The organism is Flavobacterium sp. KBS0721 (assembly GCF_002007065.3).
GTDB lineage: Bacteria > Bacteroidota > Bacteroidia > Flavobacteriales > Flavobacteriaceae > Flavobacterium > Flavobacterium piscis.
On record NZ_CP042170.1, the window covers coordinates 2,923,957 to 2,942,653 of the forward strand.

Genomic DNA, 18,697 nt, shown 5'->3' on the forward strand with positions numbered 1-18,697 from the left:
TAATAGAATTTTTAGAAAAATAAAATTAATTTAATATTGTAAGCTTAATTTTTTAGTTTTCTTTCAAACTAAAATAAAATAAGCATTCCGACTTCGATACCGTAATTATAAGATTTATGCTTTCCAAAAGCAATACTGGGATGAATGTAGGCCATATCATTTGAAGTTATTTTTCGGCCAAATTCTACGAAAGCATTATTGGGGTATCCTTTGTTTGTTGCGTTGTACCTGAAAGCGACATCTGCTGCGATCCAGTTTTTGCCAAGAATACACATAAAGTAGTTTTCGAATGCTGTAGTATTAATATCACTTCGATTGTTTGATCCGGCAAAACTTATTTGATTCTCTAAAGAAGCAATCCAAAGTAGTTTTTTATCTTTTATATAAGAGCCATAAAACAGGGCAGGAGCAAAGACCCATTTTCCTGATCCCAAAGTTGGATCTGCTGCCGAGTTCGAAATCACTCTGGCTCTAAAAGCAACCCCTTTACTATGATTTAAATACGGAATGTAGCTTATGCCAACGCTAATATCACCAATTCCGGTTTTATTGCTTGATAAAGTATTGGTAGATATTAAAGGAAGATCAACTCTTAAGTTCCATGCTTTATTGGCAATGGGATGTAAAAAACGAAGTTCCGTGGTATTATAAGAACCTGTCTCTGTATCTAAATATTCATTAAAAAGTAAAATCGTTTTTAGATAATAATGATAACGTGCCTCTGTGTAAGGATTTTTTTGAAGCTTTATAGTATCCTGAGCTTTTGTAGAAAAAGTGATTAAAAGGAATAACAAATAAAATAGTTGTAATTTATTCATAACTACTTATTAATGAGTAGTCTAAATTACAAAAAAAATACACTAGAGCTTAGCGTATTTTTTATTTTTATTTATTCCAGATTTTCCATGCTTTCTCTGCCTGAAAAATAAGCATATCGTAACCATTTTTTATTACCGCACCTTTTTCTTTGGCATTTTTTAGAAACTGAGTTTCTGCCGGATTATAAATTAAATCGTAGGCAATATGTTTATCGGTAAAAAAACCATACGGAAGATCAGGACAAGCTTCTATATTTGGGCTTGTGCCAACAGGTGTACAATTGATTATAATTTTAAAATTGTCAAATGTAGTGGCATTTATAAGATTGTAATCGATGATGTTTTCTTTTGCTTCTCTGGACACAAAAGTGTACGGAATACCAAGCTCACCCAATGCAAAAGCAACGCCTTTTGAAGCCCCGCCTGTACCCAGAATAAGTGCTTTTTTATGATGCGGCTGTAATAATGGTTCTAATGATTTTTTGAAACCATAATAATCAGTGTTATAACCTTTTAATTTTCCGTTTTTGGTAAATTTAATCGTGTTTACGGCACCAATTAAAGCTGCTTTTTTTGAAAGTTTATCTAAGAAGGGTATAACTTGTTCTTTGTACGGAATTGTAACATTAAGACCTTTTAAATCAGGATTGTTTTTTACTAATTCAGTAAAATAATTAATTTCAGAGATGTCAAAGTTTTCGTAGCTGTTGCCGGCAAAAACTTCATCGCTAAATTTTTCTGTAAAATATCCTTTTGAAAATGAGTAACTAATATTACGGCCTAACAAGCCAAAACGTCTTCTTAAAATATCAATCATTATTGTTTTCTATGTTTTTCTATATAATTTTTTACCGTTTTTTTTGACCATACTACCGGAAATAAATCTTCGATTAAGATGTAATTATCAAAATTCAAACGTAAACCGTTGCTTAAGTGAAATTTTGCTTTGGTATTATCCTGAATCATGAAATACAATCCTGCCAAACGATATTCGATCTCGTTTTCTTCAGGGAAATATTCTGTAGCTTGTAGTAAAGTTTGAATAGCGCTTTCGAATTCTCCTAAAAATTGAAGAATGTCAACCCAAAACAACCAGGTGTCAAGAGCGTAATCTCCAAATTCTACTGCTTTTCTATAACCAAATTCCGCTTCTTCAAAAAAGTTCATTTGTTTATTGATCGTTGCATAACGTTTCCAGTACAAACGATTTTGATTGTCGATAGCTAATGCTTTATTGACAAAAAATAAGGCTTTCTGAAAGTTTTTCTGGCGAACATAAAAATCTGTAATGGCAATCCATCCTTTGTCTAAAAGCGGATCTTCATGTACGGTTTGATTGTAATATTGAAGTGCTTTTACAGCATTACCCAGTTTTTCGTAGCATTTCCCTATACGCAATAGCGCATAAGAAGTAGCATCGTCTAACTCGATGGTTCTGTTATAACTTTCGATAGCTTCAGCGTATTTTTTAAGACGCTCATAGGCTTTTGCCTTTTCCATAAAAGCACCTAAAAACTCATCGTCAATCAGTGTTGCATAATCAAAAGCGCGAATCGCATTTTCATATTCTTTTACTCCATAATGTAAACGTCCAAGCTGATGCCAGGCGATTTCGCTGTATGGGTTTTTATTGATGTACTCGTTGAGATAAACAATGGCTTCCTGGTTTTGGTCTAAAAATTCAAAACAATATACCACGTTATATAAGGCCGACTGGTCTTCTAAATCTTCTTCAAGACATTTGATAAAACTGTCTTTTGCCATCTCGAGGTTATCCATAAAAAGATATTCCATTCCGATCAAGTTGTACACGTCGGCGTAGTCGTCTGTATATTGCAGGGCAATTTTAAGCAATTCTACTGCTTTTTCGTGTTGATCTCTTTTAGAACAGATATTGGCTTTCTGGATGTAAATTTCCTCGTTGTTAGGTTCGATTGCATATAGCTCATTTAAGAGCTTCTCGGCGATCTCTAATTTGTCATCATAAACCAACATTTCTACTTGTACTAATTTTAAGCCCGTAGATTTTGGGTGTTGGTCTAATGCAAGTTTCAAGGCCTTCTTTGCTAAATTAGCCTTGCCTATGTCTAAATAATGAAGAATAATTTCTTCGAATTCTTCAGAATCAAAAAAGAGTACTTTGTTAGTTTTTAACATCGACTCAAATTTGGATAGGGATAGGTTATAATCTTCTTCTTCGTTGCTTAATTGCATACTGTCTTTATTTGAAATTAGCCTGTTATAAATTTAGGCAACCATATTATTGTTGTGAGGAATGAGAATTAATTGTTGTGAACAATTTAATTAACAATATGGACAGAATTTTATCCTGTTTTAAGTTATAATCTTAGATTTGTAAAAAGATTAAATTTGATTTTTATTCTATTTTTGTTTTAACCGTGAATCCTAGCCCTGATAGCAGCGGTATTCTTTTGTTCCGCCGAGACGGACAAAAGATATATCGGATAGCAGGAAATAGCTCCTAACTAAACAGCTTGTTCTTTTTTCATGATTTCATCCATAACGCTTAATATTATGGCACTACCTTCTTTTATTTCTTCATCAGAAATGGTTAACGGCGGTGTTATTCGTATTGCACATCCTTCAAACAGCAACCAGAATAAAATGAGCCCTCTGTCCTGACAGTTTAAAATAACCTGATTTGTTATTTCGGCACTTTCTGTCATGGCGGCAAGCATTAATCCTTTTCCTCTAACTTCCTTTATCAAAGGATGTACCAAAAGCGATCTGAAGAGTTTTTCCTTATTTAATGTATCTTGCATTAAATTTGTTTCAGTTAATTCCTGCAAAGTAGCAAGACAGGCTGACGCAATGACAGGATGACCTCCAAAAGTAGTGATATGGCCTAGTTTAGGGTTTTCGGTTAAGAGATCCATTTTTTCTGCCGAAGCAGTAAAAGCACCAACTGGCATTCCGCCTCCCATTCCTTTTCCCATAACAACAATATCGGGAACTACGTCATAGTTCTGAAAACCAAATAGTTTACCGGTTCTTCCAAACCCAGGCTGAATTTCATCGACAATCATCATCGCTCCAACTTCATCACAGCGTTTGCGCACTTTTTGCAGATAATTATTTTCGGGCTGAATAAATCCTGCACCGCCCTGAATAGTTTCTAAAAGTATTGCGGCTGTTCTGGTGGTTATTTTTTGTAAATCTTCTTCGTTATTGAAGGTGATAAAATCAACATCCGGAAGCAGCGGGCGAAAGGCTTGTTTGCGTTCTTCGAATCCCATAACGCTCATAGATCCCATTGTGTTTCCGTGATACGCGTTATGACAAGAAATAAGCTGACTGCGTCCTGTTGTTCTTTTGGCTAATTTAAGTGCGCCTTCGATAGCTTCTGTACCTGAATTGACTAAATAAGTTTTGTTTAGAGATTCGGGCAGGAGTGAAGCCAGTAATTTGCAATACTGAACGGCCGGACTTTGAGAATATTCGCCGTACACCATGACGTGAGAATATTTGTCCAGCTGATCTTTGATGGCCTGATTGACTCTAGGATGTTGATGTCCAAGTGTACAAGCCGAAACTCCGGCAACAAAATCTAAGTATTTTTTATCGTTTGTGTCGTAAATATAGGAACCAATGGCGTGAGAAACTTCCATCCCCAGAGGATAAGGAGAAGTTTGTGCCTGGTATTTTATAAAATCTGGATTCACTTGTTGTTTGTTTAAAAAGTTTTAGGTTGCAAGTTGACTAAAAACTGTGAATGAATTTAACCGCAAAGATCGCAATGTTTACTAAGATTTAGCTCAAGATTATATTATTAAAATGCAAAGTTCGCAAGCTTTGTAAACTAAAAACTGAGACTGCGACTGCGACTGAAAACTATTTTTTAGTCTTAGTAGTAGCTTTCGTAGTACTGGTTTTAACAGCTGGTTTCTTTTTGTCGTAATCGAGCGTTTCTTTCCTGACTTTCATTGGCGTATTTTTGTCTTTGGCTTCCTGATCTTTTCCTTCCTGGACCAGTTTGTCATTGAGTTCATTGTCTTCGGCGGTAAAAATATCGTCTTTCGATTTTATTCGCTCGTCGCCACGCCATTTTAAACCTTTTAGTTTACGGGCATTTTCGGGTAAATCGGCTTCGGGGTAAACGTCACCGTCTACTTTATTGAAGAATGTAATGGTTTCGATATCATTATTCTCTAAAATAAGATTGATTTTACTGCTCACATTTTTATTGATTCCAATGAGTTCATTAGCGTCATTTCGCATGTAATAGACGACCTCAGTATTTTTGATCACATCAACGTCATGTAATTTTCCTTCTTTGAATTTTCCGAATAAATTGAGCCCCTTGACCTGATTATAACCGGTTCCGAGGGTATCCCGCGAGACTATAAAAGTGTTGTTGAGGACTTTTAAGGAATCTAGTTTCTTGGTGGTATTATCGCCAATTAAATGCATAATATCTCCTGTAATCTGGCTTTCTCCATTCCAAAGAATTGGATTTCCAATTAATTTTGTCAATGCAGTTTTAGAGTTTGAATGAATCGAATCACATTTTCCGCTCATATCTATTTTATAGAAACGAACATTTTTATAAGCTCTTAAAATTCGTTCGCCTTCTTTTCCGGTCACCATTAACTTTTGTCCGTGAATGTAAACCGAATCTTTTTCGACAAGATTTATTGCTACGGCTCTTTTAGTTACATACATCGAATCTTTTAGTTTGTAAATTTCGGCATAATGACCTTTTACTATTCCGCGATTGATCGAGTCGGTAATTTTTACATTTCGTGTTGCAGAAGCAAATTCAATATTTCGATTGTAATATAAACTATCCCCTTCTATAAGGCGATCATCATATTTTATGTAAGACCGCCTTAAAAAATGTGCGAGGTTTTTCTTGGTGTCGTAAAACCCTTTTTCGGTATAAATATAATTTGCCTGACTGGTAATGGTTGATGGGCCAAATAAATACGTGTGTCCTGAATTACTGTAATAATCCAGGTGATTTGATTTTATCACGTATTTTGGATTCGTAATAGTAACTTCTGTGAGGAATTGAAATTTTTTCTCGGCTACAAAATACCTTCCTGATTTACTTACCAAAGTATTGTCTTTGTTTACAATCGTACCTTTTGTGTTATAAAAAACCTGCTGAATATTTCGATCAAAATTAATAGTATCTGTTCGTAAAGTAGCATCTGGAGAAGTCATAACAGCATCTCCGGTGGCGAAAGCTTTCTTTGAATTTCCGCTATATTCTGCATATTTACTGTTCAGGAATAAAGTATCACCCTGCACTAATTGTACATTCCCAAATGCTTTAAGGTAGTTTTCTTTCTTAAAAACGTAGGCTTTATTACAAGTTAATACAATCCCGTCATGATTTACTTTTACATTTCCAGTCAATAGAACTCCATCAGGTACTAAGACTTCATTGACTTCGACCAAATCTGCATTTTCAATGTTAATTGTTTTTGGCTGTGGTGCCTGAGCAAAAATGAATTGAACGCTTAATAATAGCAAACAATAGAATATGAAAAATAGTGATTTCTTCAATTGATTAAATTTTTGTCAAATTTATGAAAAAGGATATAACCTTTACTGATATTAGGATTAAATTATAGTTTTTTAGGTACAAAGGTTTTCCTATTAGGTTCAAAGTTGCGTAGGTTCAAAGGAACAAAGTTTTAAGTTTTCAAAACTACTGTGATATTTCTGGTAAATGGATTTTACAGGTTGCATATATCGTAGAGATGCACAGCAGTCGATTTAACAGAAAGAAAAGAGATAATTCGAATGTTTCTTTAATTCATCTGGAAAAAACTTTGTGTCTTTGGACCTTTGCTCCTTGAACTTTTAAATTATCAACAAAATACAGTACTATTTCGTTATAGTTGATTTTTTATGTAATGTCTTAATGTAATATGATTTTTGTTTGATTTGAATTTTAAAAATTAGTTTAAATTTAGAAAATAGTTTACGGATGTTTAGTCAGGAAACTATTAGTTTATAAAAAACGAATATGATAGATAAAAAAGTTTTTGTTGCGGGATTGGCTGCAACCATGCTGTTTTCTGCATGTAAAACCAAAGATTTAAAAATGAATATAAAAAAAGAAGAAGCTCCTGCTGATAGGAAAATTGTAGTATATCAGGTTTTTACACGTTTATTTGGAAATAAAAATACAACCAATAAACCTTGGGGAACAATTGAAGAGAATGGTGTTGGAAAATTTAATGATTTTACAGAGAAAGCACTTCATGAAATCAAAGATTTAGGTGTTACTTACATTTGGTATACCGGTGTTCCGCATCATGCGTTGGTGAGAGATTATAAGGCTTACGGAATATCTGATGATGATCCAGAAGTCGTAAAAGGCCGTGCCGGATCTCCATATGCTGTAAAAGATTACTACAATGTAAATCCTGATTTGGCGCTAAATCCAGCGAACAGACTGCAGGAATTTGAAGATTTGATTGGTCGCACGCATAAAGCAGGTCTAAAAGTTATTATTGATATTGTGCCCAATCATATTGCCCGAAAATATGAGGGGAAAAATAATCCCGAAGGTGTAAAGGATTTTGGTGCCGATGACAATGTAAATATTGAGTACAGCAGAGATAATAATTTTTATTATATCCCCAATCACCATTTTGAAATTCCGGATAATGATGTTCCGTTAAACGGAGAAAAGAATCCGCTTGTTGATGGAGTATTTGATGAAAATCCTGCAAAATGGACAGGTAATGGTTCCCGTAAAGTAAAGCCGGATCAAAATGACTGGTATGAAACGGTAAAAGTAAATTACGGAATTCGTCCGGATGGTTCGAAAGATTTCCCGGAACTTCCAGCAGGATTTGATCAGAAAACGTATCAGGAACATTTTGCTTTTTGGCAGGATAAAGATGTGCCGGATTCCTGGAAAAAGTTTCAATCGATAGCTTTGTACTGGACAGCAAAAGGTGTTGATGGTTTTCGTTACGATATGGCCGAAATGGTTCCGTATGAATTTTGGAGTTATATGAACTCCGCTATCAAAATGAAAAATCCAAAAGCTTTTTTATTGGCAGAAGTATATAACCCGAATGAATATCGTAATTATATTCGTTTAGGGAAAATGGATTATCTCTATGATAAAGTAGAAACGTATGATAAACTGAAAGATATCATTCGCGGAAAATCTTCTCCTGACGGATTATCGGATATCCAGAAAGGAATGGCAGATATCGAACACAATATGCTTCATTTCTTAGACAATCATGACGAACAACGCTTAGCAAGTTCTGAATTTGCCGGAACTCCTGAACGCGGAAAACCTTTAATGGTGGTTTCTACGACAATTAGTACGTCGCCAACAATGGTTTATTTTGGTCAGGAAGTAGGAGAGGCCGGAAATGAAAATGCCGGTTTTGGAACCCGTTCGAGAACTTCTATTTTTGATTATATTGGTGTTCCTAATCATCAACGTTGGATGAATGATGGGAAATTTGATGGAGGTCAACTTTCAGAATCAGAAAAAAAACTTCGCGATTTTTATAAGCGATTGCTTAATTTTTCTATTAATAGTCCCGCTTTGATGGGAAGTTTTCAGGAAATTCAGTCTGTAAATCGTGAGAATAGTGCGGGCTATGACGAATTAATTTACTCATATGTTCGTTGGTCTGAAAATCAAAAATTGATTGTTGTGGCGAATTTTTCTTCGGAAAAAACAAGTGAGTTTGAATTGAAAATTCCTGCTGATGTTATTTCTAAATGGAATTTGAAAAATGGAGAATATGCACTTACTGATCAATTGTATTTGCAGAATAAAATACACCTGAATGTAAGTAATGGAGAAGGAAGGGCTAAAGTAAAAATAGCACCATCTGAGTCGTTTATTTATGAGTTAAGATAAAATAGTACTTATATTGATTTCTTTTCATGCAAATGAATAAAAAAAGCTGATACTTTATTTGTATCAGCTTTTTTGTTTTATGCCTTCTTGACCTTTTTGAGCGCTTCGATATAGTATTCATTTACTTTTTCCCAATTAATGTGTTCGTAAAAAGCATCAATATAATTTCCTTTTCTGTTTTGGTAATCCAGATAATAGGCATGCTCCCATAAATCGATTCCTAAAATTGGAGTTCCGGGAATCAGGGCATTTTTCATTAAAGGATTGTCCTGATTTTCGGTTGTAGTGACTTGTAATTTCCCATATCGGTCTACTACCAGCCAAACCCAGCCAGAACCAAATTGTTTTGTTGCCTGACCTTTAAATTGATTGGTAAGATTGTTAAATGAACCAAATTCTTTGTTTATAGACCCGGAAAGGGTGTCTTTCGGACTTTGTTCTTTCGGAGTTAGAATATTAAAATACAAAGTGTGATTGTAATATCCACCTGCATTTTGGCGAAGTTTTGCATTGCTGAGATCCATTTTTTTCAGGATATCTTCAAGAGGCATATTTTCAAATTCGGTATTTACAATTTCTTTATTAAAATTGTTCGTGTACGTTAAATAATGTTTAGAGTAATGTGTTTCTAGAGTAAGTGTTCGTATTGCTGGAGCCAGCCCATCATACGAATAAGATAGCTTTGTCATCTCAAAAGAACCTGGATCTGCTTTTACATCATTTGGCGATCCTATAGTTATTTTTTCTTCTTTAGTTGGTAAAGGAACTTCTACAACTTCGGTTAGTTTGTTGCTGTCATTACATGAAAATAAAAGAAAAAATGAAGCTAAAATGCTGAAACGAACAATGTATTTCTTCATAATGTTAGTTATTTTGATGTTAGTGAATTAATGATTTCAATATAGCATTCTTTGGCCTCATCAACAGATATATGGCTAATTTGCATCCACGCATTTGTTTTGAATGCATCTCTCAAATCAAAATTTTCAGATTGATTGTAGACTGCAGTTCCAAAAGTAGCCTGTTTGTAATAAGCATACAGCCGTAGCTGCACATCTTGCGGCAGTGAGGCCTGAGTCATTTTTAAAGCAGTTTCGACTGCCTCAGAAAAACGAGTATCTAAATCTTTTTTGCTCATTAAGCTTTCGTAGCAATAATGGTTTTACCGCCAATTGCTTTTTGGTTTAATACTACATTAATAGGAGTACCTAAAGGTAAAAATAAATCTACTCTTGAACCAAATTTTATAAATCCAGCATCAGTACCTTGTACTACTTGCATACCTTCCTGAGCATAATTTACAATTCTTCTTGCAAGGGCACCTGCAATTTGTCTGTATAATATTTGTCCAAAAGTTTCATTTTCGATAACAACCGTAGTTCTTTCGTTTTCTTCGCTTGCTTTTGGATGCCATGCTACTAAAAATTTTCCAGGGTGGTATTTACTGAATTTGATAATTCCATCCATCGCATAACGCGTAACATGTACGTTTATTGGTGACATAAAGATAGAAACCTGTAAACGTTTATCTTTAAAATATTCCCCTTCATAAACTTCTTCAATAACCACAACTTTTCCATCAACCGGAGCAAGAATCTGATCGCTGTTTCTAATTGCAATTCTTTTAGGATTTCTAAAGAACTGTAAAATAATAATCAAAACTACCACGCCAGCAATCTGAACAAGCATTCTTAGCCAGGTAATATCAATAAATTTGTCAGCAATTAAAAGTACAGCTACTGCAAATGCAGTACCTAATAAAATGGATGGTCCTCCTTCTTTATGAAACATAGTATAAAATTTGATAAAATAAAAATATAATTGGTGCTACAAATATAACACTATCTAATCGATCTAGAATACCTCCGTGTCCAGGCATTATTGAACCACTGTCTTTTACGCCCGCAATTCTTTTGAATTTAGATTCAATCAAATCTCCAATTGTGCCAAAAACACTTACAATTAAAGCGATTATGGTCCAGATTAAGATTGACTTGCTGCTAAATTCAGGATTAGGTTGTATGTAAAATTTAGAAATTAAGAAACCGGCAAGAGCTGCAAAAACAACACCACCCAAAAATCCTTCAATAGTTTTTTTAGGAGAAACACGTTCAAATAATTTATGTTTTCCAATCGATTTTCCAACTAAATAGGCAAAAGTATCATTGGTCCAGATTAAAATGAATAAACCAAGAATAATCTTTGGATTGTAATTGTTTGTTCCGAAAGAAATTTTAACGATAAATATAAATGGAAGTGTAATGTATCCTAATAGATATAGGTATTTTGAAGAAGTACTTACTTTTTGAACAGAATCATAAAATAAAAATAGAATACATTTTATTGATATAACAATAGTTACGGCAAGTAAGATTAGGTCTAATTCCTGAATATTGGTATTTAAATTTAATTCAGTATTAAATGTTTCATTTAAAAACTGAGTAGTCTGTTTGTTATAGTGACTAACTAATAAAGTTGCAGAATATAACAATACTCCAAAAAGAATTGAAAACACTTTATTAAGATTCGCTAAATTGCAAAACTCGTATATCGTAATAATTAGAAAAATGCCAAAAAGAATAATAAAGCTTTCGGTAGAAAACAGAATAGAAGTTAATAATAAAGCGATATAAACAGCACCAGAAATGGTTCTCTTGAGTGTTTCGTTCATCTTAAAGATCTTCTAGGAGCAATAAATATAGATTTTTTGCAACGCTTCCGTATTGTGTAAAATCTTCTTCCTTAGCTTTTTCGAAATATTTTATAGTGGTAATATTGGTTGGATAATCTCTTTCGTATTTTCTTTTGATAGCACTTAGACCATCACTCTTAATTAATTGCAGTTGACTTGTAGTGGCAATAATTACAATATTCGCCGGTAATTCGTTTGGTTTGTCCTGCCTGATTTGTTTTGATGAAAATAAAATAGAACCTTCGTCTGCAATTAGGTTCTCGCAGGTAGCTAATAAGAATTTAGGGTTTTTAGGCGAAATATAAATTAATTTATTTTCTTCTAATAAATGAAAAAGACCAGGCTCGTAACATAAAACTTCGCTTTCGAACCAATCATTTTCTTCTAATATATTTTCAAACTGTTCAGCAACTTCTTGTTTGTTTTCACAATATAAAAATTTACCGCCATTTTTTTTGAAATTAAAAATGAATCTTTCATCTATAGATAAATGACTATCAGCAGTATGATTTCCTCCATACTCGCTTTCATTTTCTTCATCAGAAGCGGCATCGCCAGACCCAAATATTTTTTTGAAAAAATTCATTTTATATGAAATACTTTACATGTTAATTGAAAACGTTCAAAGATAAAAAAATCTTAATTCAAAAGGCTATTTTGAATTAAGATTTTAAAAAATATTACATATTTACTGAATATTTACGAAACCACTTCTTCTAAATTTTTATCAAAAGTACGTTTTCCGAAAATAGTTTCTAAGTCATCTTTAAAAATAACTTCTTTTTCAATTAATATATCAGCTAGTTGATTTAGCTTGTCTTTGTTTTCTTCAAGAATTTGAATTGCTCTTTGGTATTGACCTTCAATTAATTCCGAAATTTCTTTGTCAATTACTTTGGCAGTTTCGTCAGAATATGGTTTAGAGAAGTTGTATTCGCTTTGACCACTTGAATCATAATAAGTAACATTTCCGATTTTATCATTCAAACCGTAAATCGTTACCATAGCACGAGCCTGACGTGTAACTTTTTCTAAATCGCTTAATGCACCGGTCGAAATTCTGTCAAAAGTTACCTTTTCAGCAGCTCTTCCTCCCATAGTAGCACACATTTCGTCCAGCATTTGGTCAGTTCTCACGATTTGTCTTTCTTCCGGAAGGTACCAAGCCGCTCCTAAACTTTGTCCGCGAGGTACAATAGTTACTTTAATAAGTGGTGCAGCGTGCTCTAGCATCCAGCTTACAGTCGCGTGACCAGCTTCGTGAATAGCGATTGCTCTTTTCTCTTCTGGAGTAATAATTTTATTTTTCTTTTCAAGACCACCAATGATTCTGTCAACAGCATCAAGGAAATCTTGTCTGTCTACTGCAGTTTTGTTGTTACGTGCAGCAATCAATGCAGCTTCGTTACAAACATTTGCAATGTCAGCACCAGAGAATCCCGGAGTTTGTTTTGCTAAGAAATCAAGGTCAAGACCTTCAACTTTTTTAATAGGAGCTAAGTGTACTTTGAAGATTTCAGCTCTTTCGCGAATGTCTGGTAAATCAACAAAAATTTGTCTGTCGAAACGACCTGCGCGCATTAAAGCTTTATCAAGAACATCAGCTCTGTTTGTTGCAGCCAGAACGATTACGTTAGAGTTTGTACCAAAACCATCCATTTCTGTTAGTAATTGGTTCAAAGTGTTTTCTCTTTCATCATTTCCGCCTGACATATTGCTTTTTCCTCTTGCTCTACCAACAGCATCGATCTCATCGATGAAGATGATAGCTGGAGATTTTTCTTTAGCTTGTTTGAATAAGTCACGAACACGTGAAGCACCAACTCCTACGAACATTTCTACGAAATCAGATCCTGATAACGAGAAGAAAGGTACCTGAGCTTCTCCCGCAACTGCTTTGGCTAATAAGGTTTTACCAGTTCCCGGAGGTCCTACAAGTAAAGCTCCTTTTGGAATTTTACCTCCAAGATTCGTATATTTTTCAGGATTTTTAAGGAATTCTACAATTTCTTGTATTTCTTCTTTAGCACCTTCTAAACCAGCAACATCTTTAAAAGTAGTTTTAATGTCTGTTTTCTCGTCAAACAATTTAGCTTTCGATTTTCCAATGTTAAAGATTTGTCCGCCACCGCCACCAGCGCCACCTGACATTTTACGCATAATGAAAATCCAAACACCAATAATGATGATGATAGGAAGTAAGCTAATTAAAATATCGCTCCAGTTATTTTTTTGCAAGAAATTAAAATCTTTCAGTTTGCCTTCGCCCACTGCTTTTTCTAATTTAGTTTGAAAAATCTGGTCGTTACCAATTTCTAATGTATAATGAGGGCCTTTGTTAGGTCTTTCAAAAATATCATTAGCTACTTTTTTATTTGCCGGGTCTTTAAGAGCGGCAGTATTTAAGTAAACTTCTGCTTCTGCTTTATTGTATACAATAACTTTTTCAATCTGACCTTTTTCTAATAATACATTGAATTTAGAAGAAGTTAATTGAGCAGGTTCGCTTAAGTTTGATCCTCCTGTTGCAAAACTTATAAATAAAAAAACTAGAAGTATTGCGGTATATATTAACCAAGGACTTATTTTAAATTTACTCGGATTTGGATTATTATCTTTAGCCATTAGAGAAAGTTTCTTTTAGTATTTGTTTTCGATTGTAGTTATTTTGGCGTCACCCCAAAGGCTCTCAATGTTATAGTATTCGCGGATATGTTTCTGGAAAACGTGTACAACAATGTGCACATAATCCATAAGAACCCATTCTGCGTTATCGGTTCCTTCTACGTGCCAAGGTTTATCTTTTAAGTCTTTAGATACTGTTTTTTGTATTGAGCTTACAATGGCGTTAACTTGGGTGTTGGAGTTTCCGTTGCAAATAACAAAATAGTCACAAACTGCCGTGTCTATATCTCTTAAGTCAAGAATATCGATGTCATTTCCCTTTACTTCTTCAATCCCTTTGATTATGTTCGCCAATAGAACATCATTATTAATAGTCTTTTTCGCCATGAATTATTTTATATGATTTTGTAAAGTTACCAAAATTTGTGATTATTTTTGAACCTTAACAAAATATTAAATTAAGTTAATTAAATTCGTTTAATGAAACTAATCAAACTCGATGCCATAGATTCAACAAATGACTTTCTTAAAGCATTAGCAAGTCAGGACGAACTCGATAATTTTACCGTAGTAACTGCTGAAAATCAGACAAAAGGAAAAGGGCAGATGGGCTCTAAGTGGCAATCAGAATCAGGTAAAAACTTAATTATGAGTGTCTTGGTGAAGGATTTTCTTTATGGTAATGAACAAGTTTTTAACCTTAGCGTTATTGTCTCATTAGCAGTTATTGATACCTTAAAATCATTAAATATTCCTGATTTACGTATAAAATGGCCTAACGACATTATGTCATATAATAAAAAGGTTGGTGGCATACTTATCGAAAATACCATCAAAAGTGATGGCAGGATTGTGTCAGTCGTAGGAATAGGTTTAAATATAAATCAAACCAATTTTGATCATTTGCCGAATGCTTCTTCATTAGCTGTAATTTGCAAAAGAGAATTTGATAAAAATTCTTTAGTGTTACTCATCCGTGAAAAAATACAAGAAAAGATTAATTCATGGGAAAACAGTTCAGCTCATTTATGGAAAGAATATTTTAATTCCTTATTTCGTCAGGGAATACCAATGCCGTTTAAAAAACTAAGTGCTAAAGATTCCGGACAAAACTTCATGGGAATCATTAAAGGTGTATCTCCTGTTGGTAAAATACAGATTTTGTTAGAAGACGATTCGGTTTCCGAATTCGAAATAAAGGAAATTCAGATGTTGTATTGAAAAGTTGCTAAGATTCTGAGTTTTTTTATTTTGCTTTACGTGACATAAAATATCAGTGTAAATCCGTTGCATCCGTCAAATCCGTGCTCCATCACATTAATTTACATTTTGTAATGTTTGCGTATTTGGTGTTATTTTTTTGTTCCAATACAGGATGTAAATTGTTCCAAGAATCGAAGGAGTCATCCAGGCGATTACATTTCCGATACCAATTCCAGCAACAATAAAAGCAGTTATTGATGCAATTAAGGCTCCAATCATTTTACCAATGTGTTTAGAAAGCCACTGTTTTTTCATTTCCGAAACATTTTTATAGAATATAAAATCTTTAATTGTCATATAAAGTCCAAAACCTCCAAAGAAAGTAAATAATATTCCGTTTTCGATATTGGTCAGCTGACAATAAATACCCAGTGAAACCATTATAATTGAAAAGAACAACATACTTCCCGAAATTATAAAATCGGTTATGTCAGCTTTTGCTTTGGTTTTAAAAGTCAAAACCCTGTTTCCTGCAATCACCAGATAAATGGTAAACAAACCTATTAAAAATAAAAATATGTTTTGATGTTGAGGTATCCAGCAAATAGGTAGAGAAATAAGAGAGCTCGTAATCATTCCGATAGAGAATAATTTACCCATTCTTTTGTGTAGTAAACCTCCTTTTTTTACAAAAATACTTCCAATTCCTGTAAGTAACCCGATTCCGCCAAAAAACGCGTGAATGTAAATTAAAATTTTAATAGTTTGTTCCATTTTGGTGTTGTTTATTTTGATGGATCAAACTTCGGCGAATAATTTTGGGTGTAATAATTTATAGTTCTGAACTGTTATTTTTTAAGGATGAATTGTTGGTTTTGCCACGAAGGCACTAAGGCACAAGGTTTTTTTTTTTTTTTTTTTGAATAATCTCGCAAAGATGCAGAGGCGCAAAGTTTTGATTTTCTTTGTGTCTTATCGCAATGTCATTAAGTTAAGCTTTTAGAAAATAAAATCTGTTTTTATCTGCGTTTTTACGAAGTAAATCTGTTTTATCCGCGTCAAAATTAGATGCGGATTTTACTAATTCGCTAAAGCGAAAACGCTGATAAAAACGGATTTTCTAATTATTTTCCTGATTAAACTGTTAAGTAATTTTGTAGATTTCTCCTTAGCTTAATGACATTGGTCTTAGCGCTTTTGTAGCAACAAAAAAAGGTCCGACTTAATCGGACCTTATAATTTATGTAGTTCAGGAATTAATAATTAACAATTCACAATTGATAATTAAAAATTAAAGCTTCGTCATATTAGTGGCTAAAGTTTCAATAAACTTACTAATAGGTCCTTTGATCATCATTGCCATCATTGGATTGAATTCACCTTCGAATTGCAATTGTACGGCGCTTTCAGTAGCAGAAACACTATCGATATTCGAAACCAAAGTAAACGGAAGTTTATCACTGGCAGCTCCCAAAACAATTTTGTTTGGTGCTGTTTTCTCTTTCATTTTTAGTTTTATTTCCGGCATACCTTTCAATCCAAAAATAAAAGCATCTTCGCCAATCACTTCAAATTTAGCGATATTATCCGGCATTAATTTTTCAAAATTCTTAACATCACTCAATAAATCAAATAAATCTTGAGCTGATTTCTGAACAGTAACTTTTGGACTTTCTAAGTTCATATTTATATTTTTTTATAATATCTAAATTTATTTTTAAACCGCAATTGTTTTTACCGCAAAGAGCGCAAGGTTTTTTTGATTTTGATTGTAAATCTTTACGAATAAAAGTTCGCAAAGCAGATCCTGATAAAATTCCAATTTTTTTAAATCCCAAATACCAAAAAAGAGCGAAGCGATTTTTTGGTAAAATCTAAAATCTAAAATCTAAAATCTAAAATCTAAAATCTAAAATCTAAAATCTAAAATCTAAAATCTAAAATCTAAAATCTAAAATCTAAAATCTAAAATCTAAAATCTAAAATCTAAAATCTAAAATCTAAATTTCCTCTTTCCCCCAAGTCGATGGACTTTCGTTCCATTCGAGTAAAGTCGATTGTTGGTCTTCGGTAATATATTGTTTCTGAACCGCTAAGTCTAATAAGTTTTCGTAATTACTCAATGTATACAGATCGATATTAGCATTTTTAAAGTTCTCTTCAGCAACATTAAAACCGTACGTAAAAATCGCAGCCATACCTTTTATGTTGGCTCCTTCGTTACGTAAAGCTTCAACAGCCATCAAACTGCTGTTTCCTGTACTAATTAAATCTTCAACAACAACCACATTTTGGCCTTTTTGTAAAAAACCTTCCACCTGGTTTTGTCTTCCGTGTTTTTTTGCTTCCGGGCGCACATATACAAATGGTAATCCAAGGCTTTCGGCAACAAGAATCCCCACTCCAATGGCTCCAGTGGCAACACCGGCAATAACATCTGGTTTCCCAAATTGTTTCTCAATATTTTTCGCAAACTCATCACGAACATAGTTTCGGATGCTCGGAAATGAAAGAATTAACCTATTATCGCAATAAATAGGAGATTTCCAACCAGAAGCCCATGTAAAAGGATTTTCGGGATTCAATTTAATTGCATTTATTTGCAAAAGCAATTCGGCTGTTTTTTCGGCAGTATCTTTATTAAAAATCATAATACAAATGTATAAAGTTTTTGTGAACGACAAACCACTTTTTTTGACAAATGAGATCTCGAAAGAGACTGATTTTCAATTGTTCTTGTTAGAGAGTATTGATATCGAGCATCTTATAGTCAAAATGTTTCAAAATAAAATTCAAAAAGCTTATTTGTATCATCCTGACGAAAAGGAGATTATGAAGACGCTAAAAGCCAAAATTCCCGTAAATAAAGCGGGTGGAGGGCTTGTGTACAATAAAAAAGGCGAAGTTTTATTTATTTTCAGAAACGGAAAATGGGATTTGCCAAAGGGCGGAATCGAAAAAGGTGAAGAAATTGAAGACACCGCCATGCGCGAAGTCGAAGAGGAAACCGGCGTAGGCAAACTCCGAATCACCAATAAACTCGAAAAAACCTATCACGTTTTCAAACGTAACGGAAAGTATAAACTCAAAATCACACATTGGTTCGAAATGCAATCAGATTTTGAAGGAATACCGCAGGGTCAAGCCGAAGAAGGTATCGAAAAAGTAGCATGGCTAAATCCGGAACAAATCAAAGAAGCGCTAAAAAACTCTTACGAAAATATCAAACTGTTATTTGAAGTTGAGGATATTTAGCTATAAGGGAATCTTAAAAATTCAATAAAAATAGGGCTAAAAATGTAACTCTTTCATTGATAATTTAGAATATTCGGCCTGCAATGGAGTATTGAATTTTGATAAAAAGATGTCTTGATTTACTTTGCTTGAAATCTACGTTAATTAAAATCATAGGATGGGCTTGCCAGCATCCTGATAAAAGGTCAAAAAACACTTTAGGCGTACACGCCTTCTTATCAGGATGCTGTTGGG

General features: G+C 33.7%; 18 protein-coding genes. 3 read left to right on the forward strand and 15 right to left on the reverse strand.

Translation table 11 applies throughout. From position 1 onward, the window contains the following. Positions 1–68: 68 nt before the first annotated feature. From B0M43_RS12775 to B0M43_RS12795, 5 genes are all read right to left on the reverse strand, one after another. On the reverse strand, positions 69–818 hold the full coding sequence (locus tag B0M43_RS12775; RefSeq protein WP_078008070.1) for a lipid A phosphoethanolamine transferase: 750 nt from the start codon (positions 816–818) through the stop codon (positions 69–71). A 67-nt stretch (positions 819–885) separates the two neighbouring features. Next, positions 886–1,635 (reverse strand): shikimate dehydrogenase, encoded by a 750-nt coding sequence (locus B0M43_RS12780; RefSeq protein ID WP_078008069.1) that lies wholly within the window; start codon positions 1,633–1,635, stop codon positions 886–888. Further along, on the reverse strand, positions 1,635–3,032 hold the full coding sequence (locus tag B0M43_RS12785; protein WP_065447960.1) for a tetratricopeptide repeat protein: 1,398 nt from the start codon (positions 3,030–3,032) through the stop codon (positions 1,635–1,637). The genes B0M43_RS12780 and B0M43_RS12785 overlap by 1 nt, the downstream gene beginning before the upstream one ends. A gap of 272 nt (positions 3,033–3,304) precedes the next feature. Continuing rightward, positions 3,305–4,501 (reverse strand): aspartate aminotransferase family protein, encoded by a 1,197-nt coding sequence (locus B0M43_RS12790; protein WP_078008068.1) that lies wholly within the window; start codon positions 4,499–4,501, stop codon positions 3,305–3,307. A 169-nt stretch (positions 4,502–4,670) separates the two neighbouring features. Beyond that, positions 4,671–6,350 carry an OstA-like protein gene (locus B0M43_RS12795; protein WP_371296042.1) on the reverse strand — a complete coding sequence of 560 codons (1,680 nt, stop codon included), beginning with the start codon at positions 6,348–6,350 and terminating at the stop codon, positions 4,671–4,673. 466 nt (positions 6,351–6,816) lie between these two features. On the opposite strand from B0M43_RS12795, the gene B0M43_RS12800 reads away from it, so the two are divergent. Then, positions 6,817–8,688 (forward strand): alpha-amylase family glycosyl hydrolase, encoded by a 1,872-nt coding sequence (locus B0M43_RS12800; RefSeq protein WP_078008067.1) that lies wholly within the window; start codon positions 6,817–6,819, stop codon positions 8,686–8,688. A 77-nt stretch (positions 8,689–8,765) separates the two neighbouring features. Here the strand turns inward: B0M43_RS12800 and B0M43_RS12805 are convergent, their stop codons facing one another. The 7 genes from B0M43_RS12805 to rsfS all read right to left on the reverse strand — a co-directional run bounded on the left by B0M43_RS12805 (position 8,766) and on the right by rsfS (position 14,392). Next, positions 8,766–9,548 carry a superoxide dismutase gene (locus B0M43_RS12805; protein WP_078008066.1) on the reverse strand — a complete coding sequence of 261 codons (783 nt, stop codon included), beginning with the start codon at positions 9,546–9,548 and terminating at the stop codon, positions 8,766–8,768. A gap of 8 nt (positions 9,549–9,556) precedes the next feature. Then, positions 9,557–9,826, reverse strand: a complete 270-nt coding sequence (locus tag B0M43_RS12810) for an acyl-CoA-binding protein (protein ID WP_065447461.1) — start codon at positions 9,824–9,826, stop codon at positions 9,557–9,559. After that, on the reverse strand, positions 9,826–10,479 hold the full coding sequence (locus B0M43_RS12815; protein WP_065447462.1) for a phosphatidylserine decarboxylase family protein: 654 nt from the start codon (positions 10,477–10,479) through the stop codon (positions 9,826–9,828). The genes B0M43_RS12810 and B0M43_RS12815 overlap by 1 nt, the downstream gene beginning before the upstream one ends. Next, on the reverse strand, positions 10,469–11,359 hold the full coding sequence (locus tag B0M43_RS12820; RefSeq protein ID WP_065447463.1) for a phosphatidate cytidylyltransferase: 891 nt from the start codon (positions 11,357–11,359) through the stop codon (positions 10,469–10,471). Before B0M43_RS12820 ends, B0M43_RS12815 begins: the two co-directional genes overlap by 11 nt. Before the next feature lies 1 nt (position 11,360). Then, positions 11,361–11,966 carry a lactate utilization protein B/C gene (locus tag B0M43_RS12825; protein WP_065447464.1) on the reverse strand — a complete coding sequence of 202 codons (606 nt, stop codon included), beginning with the start codon at positions 11,964–11,966 and terminating at the stop codon, positions 11,361–11,363. A 113-nt stretch (positions 11,967–12,079) separates the two neighbouring features. Further along, positions 12,080–14,005 (reverse strand): ATP-dependent zinc metalloprotease FtsH, encoded by a 1,926-nt coding sequence (gene ftsH, locus B0M43_RS12830; protein ID WP_065447465.1) that lies wholly within the window; start codon positions 14,003–14,005, stop codon positions 12,080–12,082. A 15-nt stretch (positions 14,006–14,020) separates the two neighbouring features. Then, positions 14,021–14,392: a ribosome silencing factor gene (gene rsfS / locus B0M43_RS12835; protein WP_065447466.1), complete on the reverse strand. Its 372-nt coding sequence runs from the start codon at positions 14,390–14,392 to the stop codon at positions 14,021–14,023. Between the two features lie 93 nt (positions 14,393–14,485). On the opposite strand from rsfS, the gene B0M43_RS12840 reads away from it, so the two are divergent. Beyond that, positions 14,486–15,226 (forward strand): biotin--[acetyl-CoA-carboxylase] ligase, encoded by a 741-nt coding sequence (locus tag B0M43_RS12840; RefSeq protein ID WP_078008065.1) that lies wholly within the window; start codon positions 14,486–14,488, stop codon positions 15,224–15,226. 96 nt (positions 15,227–15,322) lie between these two features. On the opposite strand, the gene B0M43_RS12845 is transcribed toward B0M43_RS12840, so the two are convergent. The 3 genes from B0M43_RS12845 to pyrE all read right to left on the reverse strand — a co-directional run bounded on the left by B0M43_RS12845 (position 15,323) and on the right by pyrE (position 17,859). Further along, on the reverse strand, positions 15,323–15,982 hold the full coding sequence (locus B0M43_RS12845; RefSeq protein ID WP_078008064.1) for a hypothetical protein: 660 nt from the start codon (positions 15,980–15,982) through the stop codon (positions 15,323–15,325). Positions 15,983–16,499: 517 nt separating this feature from the next. Further along, complete coding sequence (locus B0M43_RS12850) at positions 16,500–16,892, reverse strand: orotate phosphoribosyltransferase (protein ID WP_078008063.1); 393 nt, start codon at positions 16,890–16,892, stop codon at positions 16,500–16,502. A gap of 316 nt (positions 16,893–17,208) precedes the next feature. Further along, positions 17,209–17,859, reverse strand: a complete 651-nt coding sequence (pyrE, locus tag B0M43_RS12855; protein WP_065447470.1) for an orotate phosphoribosyltransferase — start codon at positions 17,857–17,859, stop codon at positions 17,209–17,211. 7 nt (positions 17,860–17,866) lie between these two features. On the opposite strand from pyrE, the gene B0M43_RS12860 reads away from it, so the two are divergent. Further along, positions 17,867–18,463 carry an NUDIX hydrolase gene (locus tag B0M43_RS12860; protein WP_065447471.1) on the forward strand — a complete coding sequence of 199 codons (597 nt, stop codon included), beginning with the start codon at positions 17,867–17,869 and terminating at the stop codon, positions 18,461–18,463. The last annotated feature ends 234 nt before the right edge of the window (positions 18,464–18,697 follow it).